We start from the raw sequence: 16,371 nt of genomic DNA on the forward strand, positions 1-16,371 counted from the left end.
CCGATAGTTGTCCTTTCGAGTTTCTCCCAAGAGCGTCGCCGGGCCCCATCTAAGGGGTCCGGCAGGGTTCGGGGGGTCAGGTCTCGGCTGTTGCCGGTGTAAAGGCCCATCTTTCGCCGGCGCCGATCACGCAAAGTGCAAGAGGAGGAAATGTAATGTTGTTTTTAAGTGAAGGCTGGATGCAGGCTTTCAAAGCTGAGCTGAATAGCGACGTAGGCTGGTCGGAGGCGTCCAAATACTTCTCCGCGCGAGTTTCATTCAAGGGTGACAAAGCGATCGGAACAATAGACGTCCGAGATGGCGTTATAGTCTCTGCTATCGCTTCAGCTCATCCCTTGGGGGCAGATATTACGATCACGGGTCCCGACCGGGAGTGGGATCGCATTTCGAGCGGTGAAACGGACTGGTTTCAAGGGATGTCGCCGGGCCTGGGAGAGTTGGCGATTGAAGGCGATGCGGTTTGTGCCCTTCGAAACGTCAAGACCATGTGGCTCGCGCTTTCCGCTATGCGGCGTATCGGCCGTAGCGAGAAACAATACAAGGATTTCTCTCCACCGCCAAAGCCCTCTGGAAGGCCAACAACAGGGCACTACATTGAAGTCGACGGGATCCGAACTTATTATGAAGAAGCTGGCGAGGGATACCCAATCATTTGCTTCCATGCCGCCTGCCAAGACACGCTTATGTATCGGCATGTTCTCGATGGGCTGTCCGATGAATTTCGGGTCATTTCCGTGGACGCACCTGCGCACGCAAAGAGCCTCGAGCCGGAAGGCGGCGAATTCAAGAGCCTGACGAGTCACTGCGCATTCAATGAAAAATTAATCGCTAAACTTGGTCTCGACAGGCCGGTCCTAATCGGTTGTTCCATGTCCGGCAACCAGGTACTCGAACTCGGAAGCCGGAACCCGGACGGATATGCGGCGATCATTTCGAGCGAGGGAGCCGACTATACTCCTACCGTATCGCAGTTCCTCCTCGACATGCTTCTCATTAACGGGCAGCAAGTCCTAGAAGGATGGTCCCAGTCACTTACGGGTTATCGAACGCCTCCGGATCGAGCCCGAGAGGTGGTTTGGCAAATTCGTAAGACGAACCCCGAAGTGATGCGCGGAGACCTAACGGGTTACGCAGGTTTCGATAGGCGTGGTGAAGTAGGCAAGATCAAAAGTCCGGTCCTCCTCTTGCGAGGCGACGCAGACTGGCTGGTCTCCCAGCAACAGGTTGAAGACACACAAGGCCGAATTCCAGGGAGTGAGATTTCTGTTCTTGCTGGTACGGGACACTATCCAATGATCGAGAATCCCTTTGAGTTCAATGAAGCGGTGAGATCCTTCCTACATTCCAAAGGAATCGGCAAAACTGCAGCTACATTCGACTGAGGTTTTGTGGGCCCCCGCAGCAATACCTGCTGCGGGGCTTAGGCTCGTTTCCGCTAGATCGACGGACAGTGGATCGGCAGAGATGCTGCAGAGATCGCCATAAGCGAGGAGAGTTGGCGAAGCCCTCCAGTAGGAAACGCTTCTGCCAACACCGGGATGATTTTAACTGAAGTCGCGGCCACTTGCGGCATTAATCTGAACGGAGTTGTGTGTCAGTGGCTGTGCCGTGTGTTAGATGAATATCTAGAGCGCGAGGGCGTGCTTAGGTGTGGATTGGGGGAACGTCAGAATTGACGTGAGATCAGCTTGGATTGATGCGGCTCACTAGGTCAAGGCGTGTCCGGCGGATATGTCCAAGCAGTATTCTTTCAGCCTCATCCTGATCCCTTCGACGAAGCGCTTCTACTAGTAGACGATGTTCTGCATGTATTATCCATCTGCGTTCATGACTGGCATTTTCTGTGAACATCCGTCGATAATGCTGCGTCGTATTCCAAAACCGCTCGATCATGTCGATCAGATTAGTCATGCGTGCGCCTGAATAGGTCAGCAGATGAAACTCCCTATCCATTTGGAGGAAGTCCTCGACATTTGTGTCTTCGGCCATCGCCGCTCGCAACTCGTCCAATCGAGCAATCTGATCGTCGGTGAGATGGGGCACGCTTTCGCGGAGTGCCAGGGGCTCCAATCTTTCGCGGATTTTGTAGATCTCGATGAATTCTTGAACGTTGAGCTTCGCAACCCACGCACCGCTATTGGCGCGAAGTGTAACCAGGCCGTCACTTTCAAGCTGTCGCAGGGCTTCGCGCACTGGTATGCGGCTAACTTCAAACTGGTGCGCAAGCTCTTCTTGTCGGATGCGGCTGCCAGGTTCCAGCCGACCAGATAGTATCTCGTTGCGTATTGCCTCTACTACTTTCCGGCTCAGCAATGACGACTCGCTTTCTACTCCTTCAGTCTTCTTCGCTCTCGCCATGGATTGCCGCTCTCCTGCTCACATGAAATGTAGTACACGGTAGCAGATTCTCGACGCGCATGCCTATGCCTTTGTATCCATTCGTCACGCAAATCCTTGGTCGGTGCGCAACCAGCATCCTTTAGTGGCTCGACATCCAGTTTCCGCCTCTGGATCCAAAGTGGATATGAATTCAAAGGGATCGTTGCGAGATACCCTTGAGGACTAACAAAATGGATCCAATCAAGTTGGCCTGCAGAATGTTTTTATATCTTCTCATGCTTGGGGACGCTTCCGCTGACAGCTCCCGTCATGAAAAGGGGATAAGCCGATATTCATTTGTGGATACATTTAGATGCCGGAACTCAGTGTAAAGGTGGCGGCGTCGTCGGCTTAGCTGCTTACGTTCAGGCGATTGAAGAAAAAGAAGTACCGCACGCTATTATTGTGCCGTTGCCTCAGGCCACGAACGAGAAAGTCAAGCTCTGCCTGTAAGGGACGTTCGAGGAAATGAAAGCTGGCTGTAACGTCTTTCAGCCGTCGATTGTACCCAGCCCATTGGTACTGCGAAATGAGTGGTCTCACGTTCTTAGAGGACGGCGGGTCCTTCGCAGGCCCGCCATTATGAGCGGTACTGCAAAGGGACCCGTGACCGCTCCTTCATGACATCATGTATCCAAAATGACTATCCATAAAGGAAATAATGACGATATAACGCTCGATTGGATACATATGTTGACCTATTGAACATCTGAAGTTAGAATTCGCGCGACACTAAAAGTGTCAATATTGCATTGGGAGGATGCACATGAGCTTTACTGGTGGAATTCGAGTTAACGATACGACGCTTTGGGTCGAGGATAGTGGCGGAAACGGTCGGCCAGTGGTTCTTTGTCTCCATTCCTTGTTCTTGGATCGTCGGATGTTCCATGACTTCAGAGAAAGGGCTGGAAGGCGTTTTAGAACCATCCTCGTGGATTTCCGCGGGCAGGGCAAAAGTGCTCCGGCGAGTTCCGCTCTTGTAGACATGGATTCCAACGCGAGTGACATCCTAAAGCTGTTGGACGAGCTCGGTGTTAAACGAACAAACGTTCTCGCCCAATCCATGGGCGGCGATGTCGCGATACGGATGTTCGCGAGACGTCCTGAGCTATTCACCTCACTTGTGCTTGCGGGGTCGTCGGCTAGAAACGAACCGGCCGATCAACTACAGAGTTTTCGGGAATGGGTAAACAGCGCTTGCACTGGCGGATTTGTGGGTGAAACGCTCGACTTTACGATGAAAATCATGTTCGGCGAAACCACGCGCAATAATCCCGCCAAAGCTGAGATGTTGGCTCTGTGGCGGACCCGAATATCCGAGCTTCCGTTGTCTCTTCACCCCGCAATGTCGGGCGTAATTGAACGTACCGATGCTCGCCCTTACCTACCGTTGGTAAAGAGCCCTGTTCTCGTTATCTCCGGAGAAGAAGATATGCCAAGGCCTCCTGCTTGGGCAAAGGAGGTTGTGGATGGACTGCCGAATGCCGAGCTTCTGTACCTTGAACGCATAGGACACAGCCCAACCTTGGAGGCACCCGAAGAGGTTATGCCGCGCATTCTGGAGTTTTTCGATCGGCATTCCGGTTGACCGGGCTCGTATTGAATATGTGGGGAGCGGAAAAGAGTTCCCACCACACATACAACTTTTGCAGCCTCTATCAATCGGGACGCCGTTTTGGGTATTCGACAAAACAGCCGCCGAATGACAGCTGTATTTCTCGAGGGCGGGCTTCTTTGTTTCCGCGTGGTCTCGGTGGGCCTTATCCGCTTTGATGAGGACGTTGCTGGGATAAAAACGCGGGCGGGGGGAAGTCCGCCCACACAGGCGAGAAGGGCGGACCATCCCGTGGTCCGCCGGTAGCGTGGGCTAGGCCGTCGGCTCATAAACTTTGACACCTGGTTCTTGCGGCGACTCGTCGTCGAGGCTCCCTCATTCGGATGCCTTGAATAACGACAGGCGGTAAGCACATCCGTGACGTTATGAGTTTACCTAGGATTCCCGAATGCGTACGAATCCATCGTTGTCCGAGAATTTCAACTCGACGCCTTTTCAAACACCACGGCACTCCCGTCGCGTTGGCGGCGTTGGACCTTCCCAGACCAGGTTTCTGGACCCGCCAGGGTTGGAGTTTCCCGTCGCAGGCTTTACGCAAAATCTCGGTGGCCTGGCAAAGCTCGCGGTTCTCCCGCACCAGAGCCGTCACCTTCTCTGCGACATCGCCGCTTTCGACCTCGGTTTTCAGGAGCCGAGGAGCCAACCTCCGCCGCGCTCGATAAATGCGTCACGCCCCCGGATCAGATCGGGAAGGCGCCCTCTTCGTCTCTGACAAGACTGCCAATGGGTTGGTCGTATCCATCCAATCGAACGTCAAGGGCGATCAGGTCCATGGGTCTACCGAGGATTGCCGAACAAGGTGATCCCTGCTGCGTGGGCTACCTTGAGGGCCTTGCCGAATTCAAGTGTCTGTTTTCCGTTTTCAAGCTCAGAGATGAAGCGACGGCCAACGCCTGCGAGGTCCGCAAACTGCTGTTGCGAGAGCTTCATGTCTTCGCGGGCTTTTCTTACCAATTGACCAAGGTCTGCCGGCGTCAGTATAGAGCGAGCGGCGGGCGGTTGCTTCGTGGCCACGATAGGGAGACTGTCTTCCAAATAGCCCGTATAAGCCGGGTTCTCTTCGCTATCACGGATTGCCTTTTTCAGTTGCGATGCCATCGATGAGATCGTTGGAGGCGAACTGTCAGGCCTCGTCTCGATTTTCACCTGAGTACCATGCCGCTCCAATGCGGATCGTGCGAGATAACGGGCAAAGTCAGCTGCCTTGATGGTCCCTGTCGGCGGGCTTTTAGGGGATGGGGGCTTGTTCATCATTTTGCTCCTGTACGGGAACATATAAGGTCGGAGCTTGCTTTTCAACTGATTTGCTCCTGAACGGGAGCATGGCTTCGAATTTTTGGATCCCGTACACGGTGCGGGATCAGTCAGGGGAATGTTTGTTTCTGTAATTCCGCACGATTGGGTCAAGGACCTGAAGTGGGTGCCAGAATGTGAATCGCGCTGGCCCTGTCGCTTCACGAAACGCAAAGGCGCGAAGTAGCTCAAGAACAGGTCGTGCACGGCATCGAATGCTTTTGCCTATTCCCATTGGACCGAAGCCGACACCAGATCGTGTCCAGGGAGTGGTTGCATTGGGGCTCGCCGTGCCTCTGGTCGGGGGGGCGGGAACGGATCAACTGCAGTAGCTGGCAAACGCCTTCTCGTTGTCGATCTCCCCCTCAACCTTGAGACCTTGCTCCTGGAGATGCCACTGTCGCTCATCGCTTTGATCAGATCGTCGACCGAACGGATCGAGAAGCCGCCCTGGACGTACGTCTCCTGGATGGCGGCCGTCAGAGTCTTGTCGGCCATGCGGCGTTGTCCAAGGAAGCTCCGGAAGTAGCCGTAGTCCGCGCCGGTCTTCGCGGGAGGAAGAACGCGTACAGGCCTGCAAGCCGCGACGGCTACCGCGATCGGGAACACGCGCTGGGACCGTCGAATTCCGAAGCTTCGTTCAGGCAATTTGGCAGGATAGAGAAGACTGTGGTTATCGGGAAGGATTTTTTCTGCAGTTCTATGGAAGACGGGTCACGCGATCACATGATCGAGGGAAGCAATTTCGGGAACTGCAAGTGTTATATTCTTTTTGGGGCACCAGGCCATTTTCTGTTCCCTGACTATAGATTTTACGTCCGGTCACGGCGCCACCCGTACCCGGCTTTTGATGTATATAAGCAATCTGACACAGGAAACCCTGTTTCAATGTCTCCGCTAGGGCGAGGCCCGTGGATGGGATCTGCGAGGCCCCGGTGCGAGGGCCTTGTTCTTGAAAAAACACGGGGGCGAGCCTAAGCAGCCTGGGATCCTCGATATCGTACCGTAAGCCGCCAAACATCATGAAAACAACCACGGAGACATAGAAAGTGGCGAATTACGACCCGCCGACCAGGTTTCGGACGTGGCGCTGTCGCTTTTGTCATAGACGCTGTACCAGATTTTGTCGTCTCTCTGTGAAGGCCCAGCGCGGTTGCTAGGGGGATCCTCGCTCTCAGCCAGTGCTCCACGGTGACGAGGTCCTGTCGCATCCGTTTGAATGCCTTCGACGCGATGGCGCGCGGCGACCCAGCACCTCCCGATGATCGAATTCTTGATGGAACAGATACACATCTGTGAAATAGTTTAGTGCGGCGGCGCCCCATAGACCGACAACAAGGCGGGCCAACTCCGATGACAGTCTGGTAGGAACGTTTGCGTCAGGGGACACGCCGGAAATTAGTCCCATCGTGTAGCCGAAAAATGGCCTCCAATGGCAGCCTGAGGGATCTGCTGTGCCAATCTTAGAGGGTACTTCAGCGACCGGACACGCTCGATGTGGCCGCCCGCCGCCCGCGTGCGATGACCTGGGCGGCGAGCCATGCCAGGCGGCAGCGCTCGTAAGCTTCGTGAGAGCCTGCCCTTAGCCCTTGACGCTTCCGGCGGCCATGCCGCGCACGACGGTGCCCTGAACGAGCATGCCGAGGATGATCATGGGGAGCATGATGAGGGTGGCAGCGGCTGTCAGTGCACCCCATTCTATGCCCTGGAAAGTCAGGAAGGATGTGATGGTGACGGGCAGTGTCTGGGTGTTGCGACCGCTGAGCACCAGCGCGATGAAGAACTCGTTCCAGGTGAACAGAACGCACAGGATCAACGTCGCGACCAGTCCGCCACGCACCACCGGCAGTACGATGTGCCAGAAGATGCGTAGCTCGCTTGCGCCATCCATCAGCCCCGCCTCTCGCATTTCCTTCGGTACCTCCTCGAAGAAGGTGACGAGCAAGGAGATGGCAAAGGGGATGTTGATGAAGGCGTAGACGGCGATCAGCAGGCCATGGGAGTTAAGAAACCCCATGCGCATGGAGAGATAGTAAGTCGGGATGACGAACAAGATCGCCGGCGCGATGCGCAGCGACAGGATGAAGCCTTCGAGCGACCGGCGACGCTGCGGACCTTGTTGAACGATGCCATAGGCCGCGAAGGCGGCGATGGCGATTGCCAGGATGCTTGCCGTGATCGATATGATCATGCTGTTGGCGAAGCCCTTGATGAAGGCCGGATTGGTCAGCACCTTGCCGTAGTTTTCCAAGGTCGGCGAAAACAGCCAGACCGGCGGCATGGCGAAGGCATCGCGCAGCGACTTCAGCGAGGTCGTCACCACCCAGTAGAGCGGGAACAGCGTCGCGAATAGGAACAGCGCGAGAATTAGATAGAAGACGACTTTGCGCAGCATCAGCGCACTCCCTTCGGCATCGCGAAGCGACTAAGCAGCATCAGCGCGATATTCGTCACGATCGTCAGGAAAAGCGCGATCGTCATGGCATAGGATATGTCGAAGTTGGTGAAGGCGACGGTGTAGCCGTAGAGGTTTTGCGTCTCCGTGGACAAGGCCGGCCCCCCCTTCGTCATGATGTAGAAGAGATCAAAGGCCTTGACGCTGTCGATGGCGCGGATGAGCGCGGCCACCGCGAGTGTGCGCCTGAGCATGGGCAGGATGACGTGCCAGATGACGCGGACTTCGCTCGCGCCATCCATGCGCGCCGCCTCGACCAGATCCTTCGGAACGGTCTCGAGCGTCGCCATGGCAAGGAGTACGACGAACGGCGTCCACTGCCAGATGTCGGCGACGAGCACGGCATAAAGTGCCACGTTCGGATTGCCGAGCCAGTCGACCGGCGCGATGCCCACGGTTGAAAGCCAGTAGTTGATCATACCGGCCTGTGCATTGAATAGGAAGCGCCAGGTCAGGCCGGCGATGACGGGGGTCATGATCATCGGCACGAGGATCATGGCGCGGACGAATTTCTTTCCGCGGAATTCCTGATCAAGGAAAAGCGCGATCGCGATGCCGAGGACGACCTCAAGCGATGTGGCGAGAACGACGAATAGGACCGTGCGCCAAAGGGCCTGAAGGCCGCGCCAGTCGGTCGCAAGCCGCACGAAATTCTGAACGCCGATGAACTGCGTGCCGCGAGTGCTCATCAGGGAAATGTTGTGCAGGCAAAGCCAGACCGCATAGCCGAGCAGCGCGACGGCGGCGAGAGCGAGAAACCCGATGACGGGCTGATAGAACATGCGTGTGGGATTACGGGAGATTTGATGCATTCCATGCCTCTTCTCAAATAAAGCTCCCGTCGCGCCTGGGAGGGAGCGCGACGGGACGCGCGAGCCCTATCGGGACAGGGTCGCGTTGTTCAGATCGTTGGCTTCCTTGAGGGCGTCGGCAGCCGACGTGGTTCCGGCGAGCACCTTGGAGACGGCAATACCGATATTGTTCACAAGCTCGTTGGCCTGGGGCACCGTCGGAATGTATTGCGGATTGCTCTTGGAAAGCGAGGTGAGCATCGCTTCCTTGAAGGCGCCGTAGCGCTTCTCAAAGGCGGGGCTTTCCATCGCGGCAAGTGAGGTCACGCCGGAATTCGGATCCGTATCGAGGGAGTGAATCTGCTGCTTCTTGGAAGTTGCCCAGGAAACGAAGAGCCAGGCGGCTTCCTGCTGTTGCGAGGCGGACGCAATATTCAGTCCGAAGACGGAAAGCGACGATGAGCCGCCCTTCGGATTGTCCGTCTGCACCGGAACCGGCGCGTAGCCGACCTTGCCGGCGACCGTCGAGACGGAGGGATCCTCGTTGAAGGCGCCGTTGACGGTGGCGTCGAGCGTCATTGCGGCCTTGCCTTGCTGGAACAGGAGGCGGTTCTCCTCCCAGCCCATGTTCGCCACACCGACCGGCCCGTATTCGCGAAGCACATGCGCGAACTTGCCCAGTGCGTTAGTCGCCTCCGGCGTGTCGAGCGCGGACTTGCCGTCGTCGGTCAGGAACGAGCCGCCCATGCCCCACAGATAGGATGCCCAGATGTAAACGCCTTGGATGCCCTGCTGGCCGCGCATCGTGATGCCGACGATCTCGCCGTTCGACTTCTCCTTAACGGTCCTGGCGGCAGCCTCGATCTCGTCGAAGGTTTTGGGAACGTCGATGCCATACTGTTGGAAGAGATCCTTGCGGTACATCAAGAACGAACTTTCGCCAAACAGCGGGAGCCGTAGAGCTTGCCATCGACGACGTTGGGTGTCAGATAGCCGGGAACGAAGTCCGTCTTGTCGTAGAATTCGCCGTACTTGGCGGCGAGTTCGTCGAGCGGGACGATATAGTCAGCGCCGACGAAGCCTTTGACATGTATCGAGTTGGCCTCGACCACGTCGTAGCGGCCGGATCCGGCCGAAAACTCCAGCATCATCTTCGGAACGGAATCGGCCTCGGGAACGACCTCGAGATCGACGTCGATGCCGGTCGCGGCCGTGAAATCAGGCAGGGCCTTGCGGACCGCGTCGGTGGTGGGGTGGCCCACCATTAGCACCGAAAGCCGCTGGCCGGCGAACGGCTTCGCCTGTCCCATTGCGGCGTCCGCCCAGGTAGTAACTGCAGCAAAAGCCGCAGCCGTAGCGATGCAAATGCTCCTTGATACAGAGCCGGTCTTCAACATTGCTTTTCCTCCTCCATTTAATCGAGCCGTGGCCGAGCAAAACGCCACTGTTCTGCTGTGAGGCTTCCTCCAGCCATCCTCGGGGCTATTTCCCCTAAACATGCAGGGGATGTCAATAACTAAATCACTCTGAATTAATTGCCGGAGAGGGTAAAATTCGCAACGATCCATCCGACGGGCGGCGCTCAGCCGTTCGCGCGTGCGAAGACTGTTCGTCCGGATAGTATCGATCGAGCAACGGCAGGCAGGCGGCGCCCATGGCGATCGACTTGCGCGCCATCGATCCTTCCCGCGCGGTGATGTCGGCAGCGTCGAGAACATTCAGCTGGGCGATCGCCGACCGCAGCTTGGCCATGACCAGCCGCAACTTGTGCGCCGGCAGTGGCCCGTCGACGATCACCGACTGGCAGGGTATCAGCGCTGCGCAATTGGTGATGGCGTAGGCAATGCCTTCCGCGAGTTGGCCGATTGAATTCGCATCGCCATCATTGCCAATGGCGAGATTCTTGAGTTGCGTCGGTCGCGCCTTTCCGCTGGGAACCAAGAGTTTTCCAAGGTTCGGGCCTGTTTCGTCCCGCGAAAACCGGATGCGCCGGTCCTGGACCAGCCCCCCGCCGACGGCGTCGTCCAGAAAAACGTAGAGAAAATCGGGCACGGTGGGCCCGAGGCCATAGATGAGCTCGGCGCTACAGGCAGCCAGCGCATCGCTCGATACCGTCACGGGGAGATCCAGAGAGCGACCGAGTTGGTGCAACGACGTTTCGATCTGGTCCCACGCGACGGATGAACGCTCGCCGCAAAAGCTTCCGTTCGCAATGGAAACGCCAATTGCCTGAAAGCGGGTGCGCTCGTCCGGGTCGCATTGCTCCCGGATCTGGCCTGCGCGCTCCTGTACATGCTTAATCAGTTGGTCGAGATCCGGATCGCCCATCGGCGCGACGGTCTCGGAGATGACTTCCCCGACGAAATTAACGTGCGCCGTCCGAATCTCGCGCTTGTCGACATGAACACCGAGAAACGAGGCGCCGGTCGGATTGAGACTGAGGGGAACGTACGGCTGCCCCACCTTGCCGCGTACCGGCGACCCGGCGAGAAGCAGGCCGGCCTCGATCAGGCTTCGGGAAATCACCGACGCGGTCTGCGCGGCGAGCCCCGAAAGCTCGGCGAGCTGCGCCTTGGAGAGTGAGCCGTGCGTGCGGATAAGCGCGAGGACGAGGCGTTCGTTGACGGCGCGCAGGGCGACGTGATTGGTGCCGGGACGATTGCCATCGACGGGTCGGCTGCCGCGAAGCACGGTGGTTCCTGGGATATGTCCGGTCAATGCCTGCCAGCCTTCTTATCGAAACGACGCATATTTAATTCAGTCTGTTTTATTTATTGACGGGGACGAACGTCAAGCTTACGCATATGCGCATTCAAAGCTTTTCGGGGAGGATAATTCGTGAACACGCGCTGGATCGCATCGTGGAGCGCTGCGCCAATGAACGTCTGGGGTCCTGATGCTCCCCTGTCGGGCTTTTACAGGCAGACCGTTCGCGAAGTGGCGCGTCTGAGCATCGGCGGGTCGGGCATCGTCGTTCGCCTGACGAACGAGTATGGCGCAAGCCCGATCCGCCTCGACGCCGTCTGTCTCGCTTACGCGGCCGAACATGGCGGCATCGAGCCGCTGACGAGCCTGCCACTGACCTTTGGCGGAAACCGCGCCACGGTCATCCATCCCGGCTCCTCCGTCGTCAGCGATCCCCTCGACATGGACCTGCGGCCCTTCAGCCGGCTTGCCGTCAGCTATTATGGCGAAGGTCTCGTCCCGGTCGAGACACACCATTTCGAGGCCCAGCAGACGGCATACATTTCCGTGCCCGGCGACTTCTCCGCGGCCGGCGAAATGATCGTGCAGCAGACCACGACCAGCCACTACCTTCTGTCGGCTATCTACGTGCGTACAAGCGGCGATGCGCGCACCGTCGTGTGTTTCGGCGATTCGATCACCGACGGCTACGGTTCGTCTATCGATGCCGATAGGCGTTGGCCAGATGTCTTTGCCGAAAGGTTCGTCGCAGGGGAGGGGGAGGGTACGGGAGACATTGCCCTCCTTAACCAAGGTATCGGTGGCAACCGGCTGTTGCACAACTGCCGCGGCAGCAGGGCCGTAACGCGTTTCGATCGCGACGTGCTTCGCTACCCCGGTGTCAGCCACCTTGTCATTTTAATTGGAATCAACGACATCGTCTGGCCCAACACTGTTCTTGCCGGTTCGCACGAGGCCGTCGGCGCCATCGACATGATCGCCGCCTATCAGCAATTGCTTGCGCGGGCGCGCCTGGCCGGGCTCAAGACCATGCTCTGCACGCTCCTGCCCTTTGAGGGAACGAACCCGGAATTTCCGAAGGGCGGTTACTATACGAGTGCTAAGGAGCGCATCCGCCAAGCAGTCAACCACTATATCCGCAACGATGCCGACGCCGACGCTATCATGGATTTCGACGCCCTGATGCTCGACCCCGCCCGGCCGACGCGCCTCAGGCCGGATTATGATTGCGGCGACCACATCCATCCGAACGACGCCGGCTACCGCGCAATGGCAGAGGCGATCGACCTGTCGTTCCTAGATTAGCGTTCAATAGCATCCGATCCCGTCGCGCTTTCGTCGACCTCACATTCCGCCCCGCCGAAACGCGAAAATTCCAACCGCCAAGCCGTGATCGCTCTTTCGAGTTTCCCAAAATGAGCGAGCACGATTTTGTGGCTTGCAATGCGCTACCTAGTGGCACGGCAGTATTCCTATTGAGTCAAACACATGCTTGAATGGATCGCAGACAAACTCGGCCTCGCCTCAACCGCCCCTTCTTGAGTGGTATCGCGTTCGCTTTGTTGGCTACAGGTAGCCTGCACATTTATGCGGTAAACGCGAAGAACCGAAGCGCGTGTCGGTCCGGCGCCCCGCACATTGCATCATCATGTAACATTCTGATTGTTTGATCTTATTGTTCGACTGCGACAAATGCTACCGCCCGTTATTCCTTCGGGATGTAGGTTCGGGGTTTTTCCGCGACGGCATTTTGGCAGGATACAGGCACGTGTAAACACTTCTAACCCTAACCCTGTGAATGAAGCCAAAAATTCGGGGGGCAAGTGGACAGATCGCGCTGTCGTCGTCTAGGTTTTTGTATATATCCCGAATTGCCATAGTGTAATGGCGTTAGTCCCAGGGGGTACCTTCACGAACAGTCACTAAAAGATTGGGAAAACTGAATTTCTGAAATCAACTTTTTATTTCTACCTTGAAAACTATTTCCGGACACGGCCCCTCGTCATCATCTCACCCATCAATTTCCTTCGGCCGCACCAAGAGAGACTGCCTGCTGGGTCAAAAGTCCCAGGCTGAGGGCGGCATCGGCACGATAGTACTCCTGCGCAAAATAATCGGTATGAGGAACGGTGGGGGCGACCATGTAGGAGGTGTTGTAAGCGTTCTCTTCACGAAAGGCGTTCATCATGGTCGTGTGGCACAGGATGGACTGGATATTGCCGATAAATTCTTCAACTCCAACGGACTTGCTGGACTTCTCGAAGCGCTCAAGGTCACGGATGCTGTGGCCGGGCTCCTCTGTCCACCAGCGGCGAGGAGCAACCTTTGCGAGATGCTCGATGACCTGATCGGTGGGCAAGTCGTTGCCAAAATGATGGTCCCTGCCGAGCTTCGCGACGACGAGCGCGCGAATTGTGGTTCGGAGACAAGAATTGTTGTCGATGTGAGCGCGGTTCGAAACACCATAGCCAGCTTGGTAGGAGAAATCGATAAAAGCGAGATGCTGGAGGAGAACGGAAAGCTCCCTTTGGTCGAAGTCGAAACCCAGGACGCCTTCAAGGTTAATGGGGCGCTTCTTTCCGCCCGTCGCCGTAGCCTCAGGCCAGTAGTCGGCCAGAGGTTGACGCTCTTCAAGTGATCCACCCCACACCAAATCCGCATTAGCGAGTTCTGGATGAAGCTTGTCGCCGACCATCAATTTTTCAAAGTCGCTCTGGGGATCGCGGTAGACCCGCTCATTGCACAGTGCGTCGCCGAAAGCGCTCTTGACCACTGTCGCATCCAGGCTCGCGATGGTATAGGGGTTGTAGTTCACCTCAAGGAACTGAACAGGACCATCGGCCTTGTCGTCGGGAACGACGACCAAGGTTGCGTGCATGAGAGTGCAGCGTCTGACCGTGCTGCGGTACTGGTTCTGGAAGCAGAGGTAGACCTTGGCGCCAGCGTTGGCCCGGATGTTGCTCAAATCATTCCAGAGATCGAGTGTGAGGATGGCGGAGTTGGCGATCCAGCCTTCATGCATGTCCTTGAACAGCTGCTGTGGCTGGAAGCTGATGCGGAGCGCGTCGCCCGGCGTGTTGGAACTGCGCTCGAGCATTGCCGTGTTGATTTGACGGAAAGCACTTACCTGATTGGCGGTAAGCAATCCTACGCCGAGAATTCCGGACCCGGGAGCGTTATCAACTGAAAGCGTAACGCGTTCAGCGTCGGTCTCGAGCATGCCGCGTTCGGTCCAAAGCGCCTTGAAGTCGACGCCCCCATGGGCAGCTTCGCCGGGCGTGGGGACACCCTTGAGCCATGCGGGAAGCTCCAGATCGGCAAGAGGGTCGGGGAAGCATCTGGCGATCAGCGGAAGGGTCCGGTTGAACTTCTCCATGACATAGGCGGTCGTGTAGCTGCCGGCGTTGACGAAGAAGACATCGCTGCCTTCCACGAGCGACTTGGGCATCTTGACAATCTGCTCCTTGAAGCAGACGCCTTTGCTGTCGCAGGTATCATCGACAATGCGGCAGGGGATCACCTCGTCGTCAGGCTTGAAGTAGGCTGCCATCTTGTAGGTTAGGTTGGTACGCTCCATTTCGAACAACCCCTTGAAAGGCCCGATGTTAAGAACCAGGGTCCATCGGGCACCATCCTGCATGGGAGCCTTGAGCGTGATGACTTTCGCGCGGATGATGCCGCAAGTCGTGCCGAGGCTGCGACCGGGCTCGAAGGTGATGTCCTTCGGAGCAATGCCGTGTTCCTCGCAGGCGGCGCGGATCCGTCTGCCGATGGTCTCGAAGGTCGGGGCGCCGGCTGCGGTCTGGGCGGGCAGACCACCGCAGTAGGTGAGGCCCTTCATGGTGATGACACCGGCCTTCCTGCACAGCCTATTGGCTTGGGAAGCGATCTCCACGCCGACTTCGAAGGCGCCGGGATCGGTCTGGCCACCGCCTACGGAAAGTCCGACACCATAGGGTACGAGACCCTGCTCCTTCGCGAAGACGGCCAGTTCGGGGAGAGTATCGATGGGAGCGCCGAACTTGTTGGTGAAGACGCTAATGGCGGTCTCCTGGGTGCTATCGACATGCGTGCGGAGGTACACCCTCGCTCCCTTGGCGACGTGGGACATCTTGGCAATCTCCTCCTTGCTATCGACGGAAAACATGCGGACGCCTAGATCGAAAGCAGCCTTGATGTCGGAGGTCGTCTTGTTGGGGTTGCCATAGGAGCATCGACCCATGACATCGGTGAGATCCTTCTCCAGGGCCTTAGCGACTTGCTCCACCATAAGGATTTCGCCGAGGGAGGAGCAGTCGAGGCCGTGGCCTTCGAGGATGGTGATGGCAATCAGCCCAAGGAGGTCGTTGGTCTTCATGGCATACTGCCACTTGCCCTCGGGGAGCGCAGCCGTCATGGAGCGGATGGATTGCTTGAAAATATCCGCAGAGCAGAGGAGGAGGGGAGCCTTGACGTTGGTGCTCTTGCCGAATTCCTGAGAGAACTCAAGAGGAATGAGGACCTTGGCGTCGCCACAGGCGGCGTGGTCGTGGATGTCATTCATGGTGGAAGCCATCTTGAGAAGTGGTTCTGCTTGGATTGAAAGAGTTTGAGAAAATTGGTTGCAATGATGGGAAAGCTGAGTGCTGGATCGTTGCTGAGGGTTTGGAAGTAATGGGCGACAGGCGGGTTTATATGCCTGAGATGACTAAGGCTGGGTCAATCCTGGACCGAGCTCTTCGGACATCGGAAGTTGATCGGCAACTTCCCCTGATTTCTGATGACGCGTCCTGCGGTTGAGCATATTTGCGCAAGTTTTCAGTCACGCGGACATAAGTCTGCGGCTTGGCACGAAAATACGAGACTGAAAGTGGGGCGATGTGCCGCTGGTGGCCTGATTTTTGCTGACCTGTCCTGCGGCTGAGCACATTTGAGCAAGTTTTTCAGTCATGCGGACATAAGTCTGCGGCTTGGCACGAAAATACGAGACTGAAAGTGGGGCGGTGTGCCGCTGGTGGCCTGATTTTTGCTGACGTGTCCTGCGGCTGAGCACATTTGAGCAAGTTTTTTTCGGTCATGCGGACAAGGGTCGGCAGCTTGGCACGAGAATACGAGACTGAAGTCGGGCAATCTGCGGGAGTGAGCTCGTTTCC

Annotated in this window: 11 protein-coding genes and 1 pseudogene; 3 read left to right on the forward strand and 9 right to left on the reverse strand. The window is 57.0% G+C overall.

Going from position 1 to position 16,371, the window contains the following annotated elements; genetic code table 11:
• The first annotated feature begins 155 nt into the window (after nucleotides 1-155).
• The gene (locus tag C6558_RS32595) at nucleotides 156-1,382 is read left to right on the forward strand and encodes an alpha/beta fold hydrolase (protein WP_199197084.1); all 1,227 of its coding nucleotides are present in this window, start codon (nucleotides 156-158) and stop codon (nucleotides 1,380-1,382) included.
• Between the two features lie 301 nt (nucleotides 1,383-1,683).
• On the opposite strand, the gene C6558_RS32600 is transcribed toward C6558_RS32595, so the two are convergent.
• Nucleotides 1,684-2,358, reverse strand: coding sequence for a GntR family transcriptional regulator (locus C6558_RS32600; protein WP_107028277.1), 675 nt, complete (start codon nucleotides 2,356-2,358; stop codon nucleotides 1,684-1,686).
• A gap of 787 nt (nucleotides 2,359-3,145) precedes the next feature.
• Between C6558_RS32600 and C6558_RS32605 the strand changes: the two genes are divergently transcribed.
• Entirely contained in the window at nucleotides 3,146-3,967 is an 822-nt protein-coding gene (locus C6558_RS32605; RefSeq protein ID WP_199197085.1) for an alpha/beta fold hydrolase, read from the forward strand.
• Nucleotides 3,968-4,771: 804 nt separating this feature from the next.
• Here the strand turns inward: C6558_RS32605 and C6558_RS40435 are convergent.
• From C6558_RS40435 to C6558_RS32640, 7 genes and pseudogenes are all read right to left on the reverse strand, one after another.
• Nucleotides 4,772-5,245: a helix-turn-helix transcriptional regulator gene (locus C6558_RS40435; RefSeq protein WP_245449254.1), complete on the reverse strand. Its 474-nt coding sequence runs from the start codon at nucleotides 5,243-5,245 to the stop codon at nucleotides 4,772-4,774.
• 408 nt (nucleotides 5,246-5,653) lie between these two features.
• Nucleotides 5,654-5,815 (reverse strand): annotated as a pseudogene (locus C6558_RS32620) (transposase); the annotation flags it as partial.
• Nucleotides 5,816-6,869: 1,054 nt separating this feature from the next.
• A complete protein-coding gene (locus C6558_RS32625) occupies nucleotides 6,870-7,682 on the reverse strand; it encodes a carbohydrate ABC transporter permease (protein ID WP_107028281.1) in 813 nt (270 codons plus the stop codon).
• Nucleotides 7,682-8,554: a carbohydrate ABC transporter permease gene (locus tag C6558_RS32630; protein ID WP_199197086.1), complete on the reverse strand. Its 873-nt coding sequence runs from the start codon at nucleotides 8,552-8,554 to the stop codon at nucleotides 7,682-7,684. The genes C6558_RS32625 and C6558_RS32630 overlap by 1 nt, the downstream gene beginning before the upstream one ends.
• A gap of 66 nt (nucleotides 8,555-8,620) precedes the next feature.
• A complete protein-coding gene (locus C6558_RS32635) occupies nucleotides 8,621-9,457 on the reverse strand; it encodes an extracellular solute-binding protein (protein WP_256371994.1) in 837 nt (278 codons plus the stop codon).
• Nucleotides 9,457-9,843: an extracellular solute-binding protein gene (locus C6558_RS41465; RefSeq protein ID WP_256371992.1), complete on the reverse strand. Its 387-nt coding sequence runs from the start codon at nucleotides 9,841-9,843 to the stop codon at nucleotides 9,457-9,459. Before C6558_RS41465 ends, C6558_RS32635 begins: the two co-directional genes overlap by 1 nt.
• Before the next feature lie 211 nt (nucleotides 9,844-10,054).
• Nucleotides 10,055-11,224, reverse strand: coding sequence for an ROK family transcriptional regulator (locus C6558_RS32640; protein ID WP_107028282.1), 1,170 nt, complete (start codon nucleotides 11,222-11,224; stop codon nucleotides 10,055-10,057).
• A gap of 147 nt (nucleotides 11,225-11,371) precedes the next feature.
• On the opposite strand from C6558_RS32640, the gene C6558_RS32645 reads away from it, so the two are divergent.
• On the forward strand, nucleotides 11,372-12,544 hold the full coding sequence (locus C6558_RS32645) for an SGNH/GDSL hydrolase family protein (protein ID WP_146160937.1): 1,173 nt from the start codon (nucleotides 11,372-11,374) through the stop codon (nucleotides 12,542-12,544).
• 712 nt (nucleotides 12,545-13,256) lie between these two features.
• Here C6558_RS32645 and C6558_RS32650 read toward each other — a convergent pair.
• Nucleotides 13,257-15,782, reverse strand: a complete 2,526-nt coding sequence (locus C6558_RS32650) for a hypothetical protein (protein WP_158268986.1) — start codon at nucleotides 15,780-15,782, stop codon at nucleotides 13,257-13,259.
• Nucleotides 15,783-16,371: the final 589 nt, after the last annotated feature.

This window comes from Ensifer sp. NM-2 (assembly GCF_003024455.1).
Taxonomy (GTDB): domain Bacteria; phylum Pseudomonadota; class Alphaproteobacteria; order Rhizobiales; family Rhizobiaceae; genus Ensifer; species Ensifer canadensis.